Raw genomic sequence first — 13,713 nt, 5'->3', positions numbered from 1 at the left:
AACATTTTGAACTTTTGAAGGTTAGATAAATAAAAAGAAAACACATGAATAAATTTTTCCAAATTTTGGCTGTAGCAGTATTAATGGTTAATGTTGCTGTAGCACAAGTAAAATGGTCTGCAGACCCTGCGCATACAAATGCAAGATTCGATGTAAAACACCTTGGAATCAGCTTTGTTGATGGTGAATTCACAAAGGTAGAAGGTACAGTTGAAACTGCAACAGGAACAGGCTTTAACAATGCTAAAGTTAATTTTTCTATCGACGTCAACAGCATCGATACACGTATAGCTGCCCGTGACAATCATTTGAAGACCGATGATTTCTTTGCTGCGGAAAAATTCCCTAAAATGACATTAAAGTCTATCAGTTTTAAAAATGCGAAAGTAAAAGGAAAATATATTATGATAGCAGATTTGACTATTCGTGATGTAACGAAAAAAGTAACTTTCGATGTGACTCAAAATGGCGGAATCATTACCGACCCTTGGGGAAAAACACGTGCTGGCTTTACTGCTAAAACAAAAATTAACCGTCAGGATTTCGGCATGAAATATAATGATAAATTACCTTCTGGTGTAGAAGCGGTTGCTTCTGATGTTGACATCATTGTCAATACCGAATTGGTATTGAACTAATTGAAAATAATAAATCACACAAACTTAGTGGCTATCCTATTTGATATAGGATAGCCACTTTTTTATAAGCCTTTTAACATACCGCCATCCAGTGGAATATTGGTCCCAGTCAGATAACCTGCATATTCGGAGCAAAGGAAAGCGACGAGATAACCGTATTCTTCAGGCTTACCCAGGCGCTGTGCAGGAACCTGTTTTAACCGCACTTGCAACGCTTCCTCATAGGAAATTCCCAGACGTTGTGCATCTAGCTTGGTTAGCGACTGGATACGATCCGTATCAAACAGACCTGTTAAGATGCTGTTGACAGTCACACCGTCTTTAGCGACATCCACGGCCAACGATTTACTCCAGCTAATCAATGCTGTACGGATCGTATTGGACAACACTAAATTAGACACCGGTTCTTTCACTGTTGAAGAAGACACATTAATAATACGTCCGTATCGGTTTGCCAACATATACGGCAGCGCACATGAGGTTGTGTAACAGTGATTTTGAAATAAGAGTTCAAAAGCATGTTGGTAATCCGCCAGATTTTTTTGGTCTATGGTTCCTGCTTGTGGGCCATTCGAATTATTGATCAAAATATCAACCTTATTCGACTCAAAATAATGTGTTATTTGCTTTTTGTACGCTTCGTGATCATTGTAATCCACCAGGATATACTGATGCACCTGCCCTTTGGAAGTATCAAGACTTTCACAGGTACGCTGTAGCTTTTCCTCATGTCGGGAAGCTAAAGTTACAGATACGCCACAAGAGGCAAGCACCTGGGCAATACCTGCACCTATACCAGCAGAACTCGCTCCGATCAACGCCTTTTTCCCATTTAGATTGATTTCCATATCTTTTTGTTTTCTATTTTATAGTGTGTATGTATGCATAGCCAGTCATCTTCGCTGAAAATACGTTCTAGATCCGACTAATCGTTGTCCTTTGCCCGGATCATGGCGACAAATAAATATATGGCAAATACCCATGCGGAGCCAAGGCATATCCAGGCAAAAATGGGAATTCCCCACCACTGCGGTTCTACCCTTGCAACGATAATCATTCCGCCCAGTAAATTGAGTGACATAAACATAATTCCGATGACAATACGATTGACCCCCTTGCGTAAAATGGCATTAAAAGATCGCGCACTGATCAGACGATGGTTGAGTGTAAAATTTCCCGTCCGAAACAAACGTACAAGAGCACGCATATCTTCAGGGAGTTTTTCGACATCGCGGGCAAAAGATTCAACTTTATGTTTTCCTTTTTTGAATATCGCCTCTGGAGAGAGTCGCTCCATCATAATCCTTCGTGCAAAAGGCTTGATACTCTCCATAATATTAAGATCGGGATATAACTGGCGTCCAATACCTTCCATCAACGAAATGCCCCGCATCAACTGATAGATATATTCCGGAAAATACAAGCGGTTGTCGCCAATGATGTTCCACAATTTATTGAACAATAAATCTAAGCTAAGATCCCCGAGAGACACATTGTCAATCATATCGAAAATCTCATATAGGGATCTTTCAAACCGGTTACGGTCCGGAATATGGCTCACCACCGCAACGTCTTCAATCACATCGGCTAAACGGACAGCATCTTCGGAAATAGCCGATTGAATAAACTCCTCAAGCTGCCTACGGTCTATCCCCAATAATTTACCCATATTTCCAAAATCCAAAAAAGCAATCCGTCCATCCGGCATCACCATCATATTGCCGGGATGGGGGTCGCCATGAAAGAAACCATGAATAATCACTTGCTCAAGGTATAAATTGATCCCATTTTTGACCAGCGTTTGGACATCCATTCCCCGACGTTTAATTTCAACGGCATCAGTTACCTTGAAACCATCAAGATATTCCATGCAAAGAACACGGTCCGAGGAGAGTTCAGGATAAACACGAGGCACCTTGATCAGTTTATTTCCTTTAAAGTTCTTCGTGAAGCGTTCGATGTTATGTCGCTCAATCACCAGGGACATCTCTTCCTGCATGGTCGTAGCGAAAGATTCAACAATTAGCAGAAGATTAAGGTTTTCCAGTACATCATTGTACATGGTCAGGATTTTGGCAATATCACGCATGAGTGCTAGATCACAGCGCATAACCTCATCGATACCGGGACGTCGGACTTTTAAAACCACATGGGTTCCATCTTTTAAGGTTGCGCGATATACCTGTGCAATAGAAGCCGCAGCAAAAGGTTCCGCAGCAATCTCCTGGAAATGCTCCTCAATATCCAGCTCCAGTTCTTCCTTCAGATAAGATTTAATATCCACTTCAAAGGGCGGAACATTGTCCTCTAGACGCTTCAGTTCCTCTACAAGCTCTTTGGGCAACAATCCTTCCCGGGTCGAAGCAGATTGTCCAAGCTTGATAAAAGCCGGACCGAGCTCCTCAAGCGCCATGCGAATACGGGCATAAACACTGATCTCATCGACATCAATAGGATGTTCTACGGCTGATCTGGGTCCTTTCCACGGCAATCGAGCGATTGCATCTTTAAAACCATATTTGGCCAATATACTTAAGATCTGGGAACTGCGCTGTAACTTCTTTGTCGGATTATACATAATGGACAATGATTTTCGATAACAATATACGAAATATCCTCGCGCTATAAACACGAACACCTGTAAAACAAAGTAGATATTTCATATGGTCGCTCTATTCCGTTTCCATTTGATCCAATTTCTCCTTGATCTCCGTGATATACCTACTGTAGTAGCAACGAATCATAATTTCTGTCAGGCCAACAACAAGGACGATAGACACAATTGCCGAAAGAATCATCCATACAATAAAGTTCGGTTCCTCTTGGAAAGTTTCCTTGAAATGGTACAACCGATCAAACCACACCGTTGTCTTATTCTGTGCTATCATAATAAGATATAGAAACAAAGCTTGTGGAATCATCACATAGGCCGCAATACGATAAGTCTCTACGGCATACTTCAAATCGTAATACAACTTGAGCAAGTGTTCTTTAGAAGCCAACAACTCGATCTTTTTCGTGCTCTTTACCAAATAAAAGAACCTCCGGTAATATAAAAGACTTGATAATGATATCTGTACGATAAAAAAGTAATAGGCAAATGCCGCATAACCTTCAATCTTATACATTGGCAAGATAGGCACCAAAAACAAAAAGCCCATACAAACGACCCAGGAGATAAACTCGCGTTTGATATTCTTGCGCAACTTGCCCATGATATTGCCAACTTCCTTATAGTATTTGAGATTTGGATTCTGTAAATCCTCATCTGTAGGCTGTTCCTGCCAAGATTTCTTTAACTCATCAAAATTCATACTTGTATTTTTTAATGATTTGTTGAATTCGCTCCTTCGTGCGGTTTAATTTTACGCGGGCGTTGACTTCCGATATACCCAGATTCTCTGCAATCTCGCGATGACTTTGACCTTCCAAAAACAAAAATATCAGGGCTTTTTCAATTGCATTGAGCTCTTGAACGGCCTGGTAAAAGACTTTCAGTTGCTCATCTTTATCGGTATCGTAAGCTTCTTCTGCAAAATCATGTCGCTCCTCTAACGCATCATAAATCTGATGCTTCTTTTCTTTTTTTAAGAATACCATTGCGGTATTGAGGGCAACACGGTACATCCACGTTGAAAATTTACTCTGTTGCTTAAATGTCGCATAGGATTTCCACAGCTGATACACGATTTCCTGATACAGATCTTGCCGCCCCTCATGATCATCCATATACATACGGCTCACCTTAACGAGAATACCTTTATTCTCGTCAATCAGTCGAAGAAATTCTATTTCCGATGGGTTCACCTAGCGATTTTTCTTTAAATATATTTAGGTAATAAGTATAGCAAACAAACAAAGTGTTACAGCTTTATTTAAAATTATGTAAATTGTTATTAAAATAGAGACTAATCGCTGAAGATTATGGAGAATATATTTTATCAAGGTCAAATTATATGGGCGCAGATCGACGCAAATAGACATATGCGGCATTCTGCTTACGCAGACATATGCGCTCAGGCCCGTAGTAATATGTTGAACAAAATGGGTTTTTCACTGGATAAATTTGCCGAATTTCATATCGGTCCGATTTTATTCAGGGAAGAACTTATCTATTTTAAAGAAGTACATTTGGATGAATATGTACAGGTAAAAGTAGAACTGACGAAATACAACAAAACAAATAGTCGTTTTTCATTTATACATCAGGTTTTTCGTAATGACGGAGTTCTGTGCTGTACCGTTAACGTCGATGGAGCCTGGCTGGACCTTCAAAAGCGGAAATTAACCAAATTACCAGAAGAGATGGAGCCTTATCTCGCCAAAATTCCCCGATCTGAAAACTATACGGAAACGGAATAGTCTTTTCATCATGTCAAGATCATCCTTATAAAAGAAAAATCCCTCGGAACACAAACGGAACTCCGAGGGATTAAAACATAAACTAAACCTAAAAACTATTGTCTTTTATTCATCTTTCGGTCATTCCCAAAATGAACTATTTCCTGTGTATTGCTGAATTATTTAACTTCAATCAAACGTTTTGCAATGATTGCATCTTCTTTCTTGCCAACAGTCAAAATTAATATCCCACCTTCATAGGCAGCATCGATATTGCTGTAATCTACGGTCTCTGGCAATGTAAATGATCTTGAGAACGAAGAGTAATTGAATTCTTTTTTGCTGTATAATTTTTCTTCACTAACACTTTCCTCTTTTTTCTCAGCTGAAATCGTAATTAGATTTTTATCTACATTGATCTTAAAATCAGATTTATCCAATCCGGGCGCTGCCATTTCAACTTTAAATGATTTTTCGGATTCCGATATATTGACTGCCGGCACACGGGATACCAAACGATCTGAGATGAAGTTATCATTGAATAAATTGTCAAATACAGTGTTTACAAATGGATTTACTGCATCAGTGTTTAAACTTTTTGTAGGGAATTTAATTAATGCCATTTTTTGTCCTCCTAATTTTTTGTTTTATTGTTAAGCTTTTTTGTTCTAACTATTTGAAGAAAATTATTCAATTTGCGTACCAGCAGCTTTTAAAAGACAAAATGTCATTTTAAAATGAAAATAAATGCCATTTTGACTCATTCACAAATTATTGTTAGCGACTTAGCGATCAATCTGTCATCGACACCCCGTCCTATCCTAAATTATCCCCATATACAAACTAACGTATAGGAGACAAAACAGTTTATCAGAAGGTGTTATTTTTTTATTAAGCATCTGAAGCGGAGCGTTCAACTAACAGACTCACGTAGAAGAGAAAAACAGTTTATCAGAGGGCGTTACTTTTTTATTAAGTATCTCAAGCGGAGCGTTCAAAAAAATCATTAAGGTTGATTTTGTTCCAATGTAGCAATCAATAAGAATTTGACGGCATCGTAAATATAGTCCTTAGCCTCTGCATAGGAGATCCCATAGCGTCGAGGTACGACATCAGCATAATGCGAAAATGGTGTAAATAATTTATCATAATAAGCATCCAACTGCACCATTGTCGGCAACTCAAAAGCCAAACGAAGCTGAAACCGACGGATAATGGCTGTATCCAATATTTCGGGATGGTTGGTTGCTGCAATCAATACCGCTTCAGCAGGAAAATAATCGATCAGCTGTATAATGGTATTCACGAGACGACGCATTTCCCCCACATCCTTTTCTTCACTAATTCGTGCCTTTCCTATCTGATCGAATTCATCTAAAAACAGAACTGCTTTTTCACGCCCAGCTTTATCAAAGACCTGTTTAATGTGCTGCGAGGTTTCACCAATACGAGAAGAAATGAGGTTGCTCAGATTCAACACATAAATTGGTTTTTCGAGCGCTGTGGCCAAGGCTTTCGCCGTTGTTGTTTTTCCGCAACCAGAATAACCGTGCAGTAAAATCTTATTGCTAACCGGCAGACCATATTGTGAAAGCTCTTTAATATAACGATGCTCTTTAATCAGCTGATGGAGCTTCTGACGGCTCTCCTCTTCCAAGAAGACATCTTCTAAAGCTATCCTTTCCTTATCGGCAATTACAAGATCGTAAATATTCATAATGTTAATTTAAGACTATCAGATAACAGTTGGCAAAACTAAATCTTTCAGCCAGCATATCGCTGATCCAGTTTCAATTTAATCCTTGAAATATTTAAGGCCAACTTGGGAGCAAGAAAGATCTCCACCAAAGGGAGGGTTCGATTTACGTATCACCACTTCGATCGTCACAGCATCGGCCACCCGCAGCCTAATCTGATCTAGTATTTCTGAAGCTGCAGATTCGAGCAATTTTCGTTTAGGCTGCATAACGCTAGCGGTAATCTGATAGAGTTCTTCGTAATTGAGCGTATTTTTTAAGTTCTCTGTCTCCGTATTCAAAAAGGGAAAACATACATCAATAGAAACAAAAAACTCATTGCCAAGCACCTGTTCTTCTTCATAGTAACCTATTGGTGCATAGAATCGGGCTTCTTTCAGCGATACTGTTTGTAAAATGGTTGCCATGTACAAACCTAAGGAAATTGTTCCATACAGATGGAATTATTTGTATATTTAGCCATACCAAAAACCCAACAGATGAACTTTTTTTTATCATCAGCACTAGCAACAACGCTCTTATTTGGTGCCACAGCACTGCAGGCCCAAACCAATATGAAAGCCAGTGACACGGAATATTATAGTCCTGTCCCTCCTACATTAACGATCGATCATGGTATTCCAAGCGATGCAATTGTCCTTTTTGACGGGAAGGATCTCAGTAAGTGGAAAAGTGAAAAAGGAAAAGCCAATTGGACTGTAGCCAACAACGTGCTCGAAGTAAAACCGGGAGCTGGAGCCATTGAGACTAACGAACATTTTACCGATTTTCAACTGCATGTTGAATGGAAAAGCCCCGAAGTAATCAAAGGTGAAGGCCAAGGACGCGGCAATAGTGGAATTTTCCTACAGGGCCATTATGAAATTCAGGTATTGGACAACAATAACAACCCAACCTATGTCAATGGTGGAGCGGGTAGTCTGTATAAACAACGTCCACCATTGGCGCAAGTAATTGCACCGGACAAATGGCATGTATATGATATTATTTATAAGGCTCCTCAATTCAGTAAAGATGGAATATTGACCGCTAAAGGAACAGTAACAGTCTTACATAATGGAGTCGTTGTACAAAACAATACCCAAATCGACGGTACCACAGAATATATAGGACTACCTAAGCAGATAAGCCATGGCCCAGGCCCGATTATACTGCAGGATCACGGTGATTTGGTCCAGTTCAGAAACATCTGGTTACGTAAGCTATAGGTTTGCAGCAAACAATTTTAGTTAGAAAAGCAACAATTCTGTACTAGGTTTTATAGGGCTATTTCCCTAATTTAGCCCTATAAAATTTAAAAACAAACGGAATGTAATGAGCTCCTTGCGCCATTAATTTCTTACCGCAATAGACTTAGAAGCCTTATGTGAGTGGATTAATGACACGCAAATAACCACTGGAATGGGCTCACTTATGCCGTTGAGTATAAACATTCACACAATATTACAGTTTAATGAAAAGAATTGCGCTATTCTTCTTGTTGGCAAGCTCCATCAGCAGCTATGCACAACGTAACCTCAATTTAGAAGAAACAGTATTTGGCCCCCGAACTTATGCCCCAACATCGATAGCCGGAGCATCGTGGATCCCAAAATCAAACAACCTCTCCTATCTCGATAAATCGTACCAGAACCTATTATCCAAAAGCGCTTCCAACAACTGGAGCGAAACAAATCTCGTATCTAAAACAGATCTCGAAAAAGCACTAAAAACGGCTATCCCGAACGAAACATTTAGTTTACGCGTATTTCCTTACGACTACAAATGGCGCAACGGAAATGCACTATTACTGCAAGTTGAAGGAAAAGATAAAACCTATACGGTAGCTTACAACATTAAATCAAAAAATATTGAAAGTTTTATCGGTAATGACAACAAGGGAGTTAATCGCGAAGTCACTTCGGATTTTTCAAAAATCGCCTATTTAGTAGACAACAACATCGCAATTGTTGACAAAAACGGTAAAATTACCGCTGTAACCAACGATACAGACAAAGGGATTGTCAATGGAAGCGATTATACCCACCGTCAAGAATTTGGCATCAAGAAAGGAATGTGGTGGAACAATCAAAATGACAAACTGCTGTACTACCACAAAGACGAAACGATGGTTGCCAATTATCCATTACCGCAATGGAGTCCCAAAATTGCGGATATCAAATGGATCAAATACCCCATGACAGGCCAAAAATCAGAAGAAGTTTCTTTGATCGTTTACAATACCACCACAGAGCAAAAGGTAACCCTTCAAACCGGCGAGCATTCAGAGCAATATTTAACCATGGTTACATGGGATCCTTCTGGTAAATACATCTACGTCGGAGTACTTAACCGTGGGCAAAATGATCTTAAAGTCAACAAATACAATGCAGAAAACGGCTCCTTGGTCAAAACCCTGTTCGAAGAAACTGCGACAACCTGGGTTGAGCCAGAAAACCCATTGACATTTTTACCAAACAAACCGGATCAATTCCTTTATCAATCCGATAAAGATGGCTATAATCAACTTTACCTCTATAACACGGAAGGTAATTTGATCAAAAAATTAGGCTATAAAGATATTGTCATGGAAGCATTCCTTGACTTTTCGGCTGATGGCAACAAAGTAAGTTACACGGGAGTCACCAACAACGGTTTAGATCGCCAATTATTTGAAGTCGACCTAAAATCAGGGAAAACGGTTCAACTAACGAATGAATCGGGCATGCACCATGCTGCGCTAAGCAGCGATGGCAAGTACATCTACGATCAGTATAGTAATTTAAAAACACCAAATAAAATTCAGATCAAAGACGTTAAATCTGCTAAAGAAACAACCTTAGTCAATGCAGAGAACCCTTTTGCCGGAAAAATAAATGATCCTAAAATCGAATTTGTACAGTTGACATCCGCAGATGGAAAATACCCATTGACAGGACGTATCATTTATCCCAACGATTTTGATCCTGCAAAAAAATACCCCGTCATGTACTATTTATACGGCGGATCACATTCGCAGCTTGTTTCTAACAAATGGCTAGGAGGGGCCGGTTATTTTGATATGTATATGGCCCAACAAGGATATATCGTGTTCACCATGGACAATCGCGGCACAAATTACAGAGGCCGGGATTTCTATACGGCCACGCACCGCAACCTCGGTCAAAACGAAATGGCCGACCAGATGAAAGGAATTGAGTTCCTTAAATCAAAATCTTTTGTTGACCAACAACGCATGGGTATTTTCGGGTGGAGCTTCGGTGGTTTTATGACGACTTCCTTCATGCTACATCATAACGATATTTTCAAGGCTGCTGTAGCCGGAGGCCCTGTAATCGACTGGAAATTTTATGAGGTTATGTATGGCGAACGCTACATGGACACTCCACAAGAAAATCCCGAAGGTTATAAATTGACATCTCTGCTCACTAAAGCCGATCAACTGAAAGGAAGACTATTGATTATTCATGGCGCACAAGACCCTGTCGTTGTACAGCAAAACAGCATGGAGTTTTTAGAAGCCTGTATTAAAGCCGGAAAGCAAGTAGATTATTTTCTATACCCGACTCATGAACACAATGTGATGGGGAAAGACCGTATTCATATGTACGAAAAAATTGCAGACTACTTTAATCAACACCTCAAAAATCCATCGTAAAACTCAGGCAAGCTAGAAAAACAAAAAAGGCACCTTTCAATATGAAAGATGCCTTTTTTGTTTTATCATGTACAATACGTATCTTTAATGACAACGCTTTAACCGATTATCCGCAGGCTTTGAAAAAGAACATTCCTTTTACACTCATTATACTGCGCCTTGTCTTAGGCCTGCTGCTGTTGCTCTTTTACTGGCTCAAAGTGGATCATTTTAAATGGTATGCAATTTCATTTCTTGTAATCGGATTATTAAGCGACATATTTGACGGCATTATTGCCCGTAAGCTAGCTGTTTCTACCACGCTGTTACGCAGATGGGACTCCAGTGTCGATCTCCTGTTTTTTGCCTGTATTTCACTGGTAACTTACCTGAGTTGTCCACAATTTTTTAAGGATAATGCTACATTGATTTTGATCTTGGTAGGATCAGAGATATTAACCTACATCATTAGCTTTGCAAAATTTAAAAAGGAAATTGCAACACACTCCATTGGAGCGAAGATCTGGACGCTGTTTTTATTCGCCCTTTTAGTCGAATTACTGCTACATTGCCAATCAACAATCTTATTTCAGTTAACGGTCTGGTTAGGCCTTCTTACACGTTTGGAAATTATTGCTATTATCCTCACGCTCAAAAACTGGTCTAACGACATCCCAAGTATCTATCACGCTATCCAGCTACGCAAAGGAAAGGCGATCCTTAAAAACAAGTTGTTCAATAGTTAATGCGGCTCCTCATCCAAACCTTCAGATAAACTATATAATGTCCAATGTTTTGTTTTTATTGACTGAGATTCTGTCCGAAGCAATTGGATAAAATCCTGCACACCGAATTCTTCATTCCCATTACCATGAATCAAAACAATACTTCCATTCTTGGCTTGCTGCCCTTTAGCCAACCATGCATCCGAGCCAACTGCAATAAGACCATAAGACAACAGCCGTTCAATAATATTTCGATCTGAAACTAGGCCCGGACAACGAAAAAAAACGGAAGGCATAAGCCCATTTTTTAGCATCAATTTTTCATTCTCCAATACCTCATAATTTAGATTCGTATTTTTAGACAGCAGAAAATTGGACGTTAAAGGGTTATTATTAAAAACATGGTCGTACGTATGATTGATCCAGGTAATCTTTACACCTTTTGTATCCAATGACTTTAGCCATTCCAGATCTGCAGCATGATTTAGCATCCATTTGCCCGAAACAGAAACGGCCAGTGGCAGGGTGCTATCAATTCCCTTAAACGCAACGAGAAGATCCTCAAAAATAGCTTTGTCCAAAGGTTTGTGTGAAGGACATAGATCGATCGTCAAATTAATACCCGCCTCTTTGGGAAGTCTAAAATTCAGTCCCGCATCCTGTAAGTTATTTTCAGTTTTTCTGACCAAGGAAAAACAACTTTCATATACCGAACCACTTAGACTTTTCGTAACCTGAGCCGCATCTTTGTACAGAACGCTTACTGATCGATCTCCTACTACACGCGTTTGCAATGTAGTAGGATCTACCGTTAAATAATATTTTACAGCATTTTTCGTGAAACTACGGATCCCCACCAAGGAATTATTATTTTCACGAAGGATTAACCACTCTGTTCTGTAGTTTTCCAAATTAGCATATGAAGCCTGTCCATAAGAGAATAGGACGCATACCAAAAATAGACAAACAAAAATGAGCTGTTTCATCATCAATTACCACTTGTTCTTTTTGACTGTAGATTTGTTGGCCATACCGTCTGCTTGCCATCTTTATCGATTGGCAATATGATCTTTTCCCGGGAGACCAAAGTTGGTTCTTCACAGGCTAGGTAAGTTAAAATCGCAACGATAATGGCGTTTTGTTTCACCTCATCAAACACAATCTTATCGTAGGTATCGCGATTGGTATGCCAGGTCACTTTACCATAATCCCAGGAAGTGGAAGAGAGCCCAAAGGCTGGAATTCCTTTTTGGACGAAAGAAGAGTGATCACTCCCTCCCGTCCCCGGCATGCCCGGAAAACTGGTTTGGATTTCATTACGGAACTCTTCAGGCAAATATTGCACCCAGCGGCTAATGTATTCGTAGGACTTTTCAAAACCACTCCCCCCGATACGGACAATTCGCCCCGTCCCGTTATCCTGATTCCATACCACCTGTATATTTTTAGCGATCTCGGGATGGTCCTCGACAAATGCGGAAGAACCGTTCAGCCCCTGTTCCTCACTTCCCCAGTTACCGACCAAAATCGTTCTTTTATTTTCCGGATAAACCTTTCTTAAAATACGGACTGCCTCCATCATTGTAATCACCCCGGTAGCATTGTCTGTCGCACCCGAAGCGCCGTCCCAAGAATCCAGATGTGCAGAAAGCACAACATATTCGTCCGGTTTTTCTTTTCCTTTGATCTCCGCAATACTATTATAGGTTTTTGATATCCCAAGCTCCTTTGAATTTCCCTGTAGTGATACCCGAGGTTTGACCCCATGTTCTGCCATGCGGTATAACAGACCATAATCTTCCAATCCGACATTAAATACCGGAATCTGTTTAGACTTCGCATCAAAAATCCGTGTGATGCCTGGCAGCTCCGTCCAGTAGGAATCAATAACACCAACGGCTCCCGCATTCTCCAGGGCCAATGGCAATGTCCGACGGGTGCTTCCCGTGTAGGACATGCTGCCTTCCCATTTTTTCAACTGATCATTCTTTAAGGTTTGATATTTTTCATAACCTTTCGGGGAAGCAGACTCCTTCCAGTTGGCATCAGATCTCCCCGACAGTGGATTCATCCCAATCAATACAATCTTGCCTTTAACTGTTTTAAGCCAGGACTGAAAATCAGATTGGGAGCTAAACAAAGGCATAGCGACCACTTCTGCCTCGATCCCTTTCTCCTTCGTCATAGGACTAAAAGCCAACTGTGTACCTTCTAAAGACTTTATTCTCGGATAAGTCATCGTCACTTGAGAAGTTCCCCGTTCCCAGGAACGCCATTCACCATAAGGCTCATTACGAGCCTGTGCTCCAAGCGCATTATAATTTTTGACAACCCAATCGTGCGCCTGTTGCATTTGTGGACTCCCGACAAGACGGGGGCCAATCATATCGACAAGCTCAAACGCATACTTCTCCAATTGTGAATTTGCATTTGCCTCCTGCACAATTGACGAAACCATCGCGTCTTTATTTTGCGCAAAAACAGTTGGAGCGCTCAATAATAGAAGTGCCAGCCCCAAAGATTTCATTCCATGGTATTTCATTGAATCTATCTTCATCTTTATATCATTATTTATAATTAATTGTTAACCAGCGAACACGATCATCTGGAATATATTGAATTGTACATTCACGTTC

14 protein-coding genes are annotated in these 13,713 nt (G+C 40.1%); 5 read left to right on the top strand and 9 right to left on the bottom strand.

The features are described 5' to 3' along the window. Positions 1–44 precede the first annotated feature (44 nt). Positions 45–638: a YceI family protein gene (locus B4N43_RS24950; RefSeq protein WP_088162866.1), complete on the top strand. Its 594-nt coding sequence runs from the start codon at positions 45–47 to the stop codon at positions 636–638. A 62-nt stretch (positions 639–700) separates the two neighbouring features. On the opposite strand, the gene B4N43_RS24945 is transcribed toward B4N43_RS24950, so the two are convergent. The 4 genes from B4N43_RS24945 to B4N43_RS24930 all read right to left on the bottom strand — a co-directional run bounded on the left by B4N43_RS24945 (position 701) and on the right by B4N43_RS24930 (position 4,445). Continuing rightward, positions 701–1,486 (bottom strand): SDR family oxidoreductase, encoded by a 786-nt coding sequence (locus B4N43_RS24945; protein ID WP_120333284.1) that lies wholly within the window; start codon positions 1,484–1,486, stop codon positions 701–703. A gap of 77 nt (positions 1,487–1,563) precedes the next feature. After that, complete coding sequence (locus tag B4N43_RS24940; RefSeq protein ID WP_286736860.1) at positions 1,564–3,216, bottom strand: ABC1 kinase family protein; 1,653 nt, start codon at positions 3,214–3,216, stop codon at positions 1,564–1,566. Positions 3,217–3,310: 94 nt separating this feature from the next. After that, entirely contained in the window at positions 3,311–3,952 is a 642-nt protein-coding gene (locus tag B4N43_RS24935; RefSeq protein ID WP_088162869.1) for a hypothetical protein, read from the bottom strand. Then, a complete protein-coding gene (locus B4N43_RS24930) occupies positions 3,942–4,445 on the bottom strand; it encodes an RNA polymerase sigma factor (protein ID WP_075994087.1) in 504 nt (167 codons plus the stop codon). Before B4N43_RS24930 ends, B4N43_RS24935 begins: the two co-directional genes overlap by 11 nt. A 117-nt stretch (positions 4,446–4,562) precedes the next feature. Here B4N43_RS24930 and B4N43_RS24925 point away from each other — a divergent pair, with 117 nt between their 5' ends. Continuing rightward, positions 4,563–5,000 (top strand): acyl-CoA thioesterase, encoded by a 438-nt coding sequence (locus tag B4N43_RS24925; RefSeq protein ID WP_145328322.1) that lies wholly within the window; start codon positions 4,563–4,565, stop codon positions 4,998–5,000. A 158-nt stretch (positions 5,001–5,158) separates the two neighbouring features. On the opposite strand, the gene B4N43_RS24920 is transcribed toward B4N43_RS24925, so the two are convergent. The 3 genes from B4N43_RS24920 to B4N43_RS24910 all read right to left on the bottom strand — a co-directional run bounded on the left by B4N43_RS24920 (position 5,159) and on the right by B4N43_RS24910 (position 7,143). Further along, the gene (locus B4N43_RS24920) at positions 5,159–5,602 is read right to left on the bottom strand and encodes an Hsp20/alpha crystallin family protein (RefSeq protein WP_088162871.1); all 444 of its coding nucleotides are present in this window, start codon (positions 5,600–5,602) and stop codon (positions 5,159–5,161) included. Between the two features lie 383 nt (positions 5,603–5,985). Then, entirely contained in the window at positions 5,986–6,696 is a 711-nt protein-coding gene (locus B4N43_RS24915; protein ID WP_088162872.1) for an AAA family ATPase, read from the bottom strand. A gap of 78 nt (positions 6,697–6,774) precedes the next feature. Continuing rightward, a complete protein-coding gene (locus tag B4N43_RS24910; RefSeq protein WP_145328323.1) occupies positions 6,775–7,143 on the bottom strand; it encodes a dihydroneopterin aldolase in 369 nt (122 codons plus the stop codon). Positions 7,144–7,215: 72 nt separating this feature from the next. Between B4N43_RS24910 and B4N43_RS24905 the strand changes: the two genes are divergently transcribed. The 3 genes from B4N43_RS24905 to B4N43_RS24895 all read left to right on the top strand — a co-directional run bounded on the left by B4N43_RS24905 (position 7,216) and on the right by B4N43_RS24895 (position 11,098). Continuing rightward, positions 7,216–7,944 carry a 3-keto-disaccharide hydrolase gene (locus B4N43_RS24905; protein WP_088163757.1) on the top strand — a complete coding sequence of 243 codons (729 nt, stop codon included), beginning with the start codon at positions 7,216–7,218 and terminating at the stop codon, positions 7,942–7,944. A 245-nt stretch (positions 7,945–8,189) separates the two neighbouring features. Further along, a complete protein-coding gene (locus B4N43_RS24900) occupies positions 8,190–10,373 on the top strand; it encodes a S9 family peptidase (protein ID WP_286736856.1) in 2,184 nt (727 codons plus the stop codon). A gap of 41 nt (positions 10,374–10,414) precedes the next feature. Then, positions 10,415–11,098: a CDP-alcohol phosphatidyltransferase family protein gene (locus B4N43_RS24895; RefSeq protein WP_286736854.1), complete on the top strand. Its 684-nt coding sequence runs from the start codon at positions 10,415–10,417 to the stop codon at positions 11,096–11,098. Here B4N43_RS24895 and B4N43_RS24890 read toward each other — a convergent pair. Both B4N43_RS24890 and B4N43_RS24885 read right to left on the bottom strand, forming a co-directional pair. Continuing rightward, the gene (locus B4N43_RS24890; protein WP_286736853.1) at positions 11,095–12,066 is read right to left on the bottom strand and encodes a polysaccharide deacetylase family protein; all 972 of its coding nucleotides are present in this window, start codon (positions 12,064–12,066) and stop codon (positions 11,095–11,097) included. The two genes, B4N43_RS24895 and B4N43_RS24890, sit on opposite strands and share 4 nt — an antisense overlap. Further along, a complete protein-coding gene (locus tag B4N43_RS24885; RefSeq protein ID WP_286736850.1) occupies positions 12,066–13,634 on the bottom strand; it encodes a M20/M25/M40 family metallo-hydrolase in 1,569 nt (522 codons plus the stop codon). The genes B4N43_RS24890 and B4N43_RS24885 overlap by 1 nt, the downstream gene beginning before the upstream one ends. Positions 13,635–13,713: the final 79 nt, after the last annotated feature.

Origin of the sequence: Sphingobacterium sp. UBA1897 (assembly GCF_002337775.1) — a bacterium.
GTDB classification, from domain to species: domain Bacteria; phylum Bacteroidota; class Bacteroidia; order Sphingobacteriales; family Sphingobacteriaceae; genus Sphingobacterium; species Sphingobacterium siyangense.
This window is presented reverse-complemented; position numbering and strand designations above follow the sequence as displayed.

What these genes read in the sequence shown, in the direction of transcription:
- B4N43_RS24950 (WP_088162866.1), top strand. Translation starts at nt 45, where the DNA reads ATGAATAAATTTTTCCAAATTTTGGCTGTAGCAGTATTAATGGTTAAT.
- B4N43_RS24945 (WP_120333284.1), bottom strand. Translation starts at nt 1,486, where the DNA reads ATGGAAATCAATCTAAATGGGAAAAAGGCGTTGATCGGAGCGAGTTCT.
- B4N43_RS24940 (WP_286736860.1), bottom strand. Translation starts at nt 3,216, where the DNA reads ATGTATAATCCGACAAAGAAGTTACAGCGCAGTTCCCAGATCTTAAGT.
- B4N43_RS24935 (WP_088162869.1), bottom strand. Translation starts at nt 3,952, where the DNA reads ATGAATTTTGATGAGTTAAAGAAATCTTGGCAGGAACAGCCTACAGAT.
- B4N43_RS24925 (WP_145328322.1), top strand. Translation starts at nt 4,563, where the DNA reads ATGGAGAATATATTTTATCAAGGTCAAATTATATGGGCGCAGATCGAC.
- B4N43_RS24920 (WP_088162871.1), bottom strand. Translation starts at nt 5,602, where the DNA reads ATGGCATTAATTAAATTCCCTACAAAAAGTTTAAACACTGATGCAGTA.
- B4N43_RS24915 (WP_088162872.1), bottom strand. Translation starts at nt 6,696, where the DNA reads ATGAATATTTACGATCTTGTAATTGCCGATAAGGAAAGGATAGCTTTA.
- B4N43_RS24910 (WP_145328323.1), bottom strand. Translation starts at nt 7,143, where the DNA reads ATGGCAACCATTTTACAAACAGTATCGCTGAAAGAAGCCCGATTCTAT.
- B4N43_RS24905 (WP_088163757.1), top strand. Translation starts at nt 7,216, where the DNA reads ATGAACTTTTTTTTATCATCAGCACTAGCAACAACGCTCTTATTTGGT.
- B4N43_RS24900 (WP_286736856.1), top strand. Translation starts at nt 8,190, where the DNA reads ATGAAAAGAATTGCGCTATTCTTCTTGTTGGCAAGCTCCATCAGCAGC.
- B4N43_RS24895 (WP_286736854.1), top strand. Translation starts at nt 10,415, where the DNA reads ATGAAAGATGCCTTTTTTGTTTTATCATGTACAATACGTATCTTTAAT.
- B4N43_RS24890 (WP_286736853.1), bottom strand. Translation starts at nt 12,066, where the DNA reads ATGATGAAACAGCTCATTTTTGTTTGTCTATTTTTGGTATGCGTCCTA.
- B4N43_RS24885 (WP_286736850.1), bottom strand. Translation starts at nt 13,634, where the DNA reads ATGAAGATAGATTCAATGAAATACCATGGAATGAAATCTTTGGGGCTG.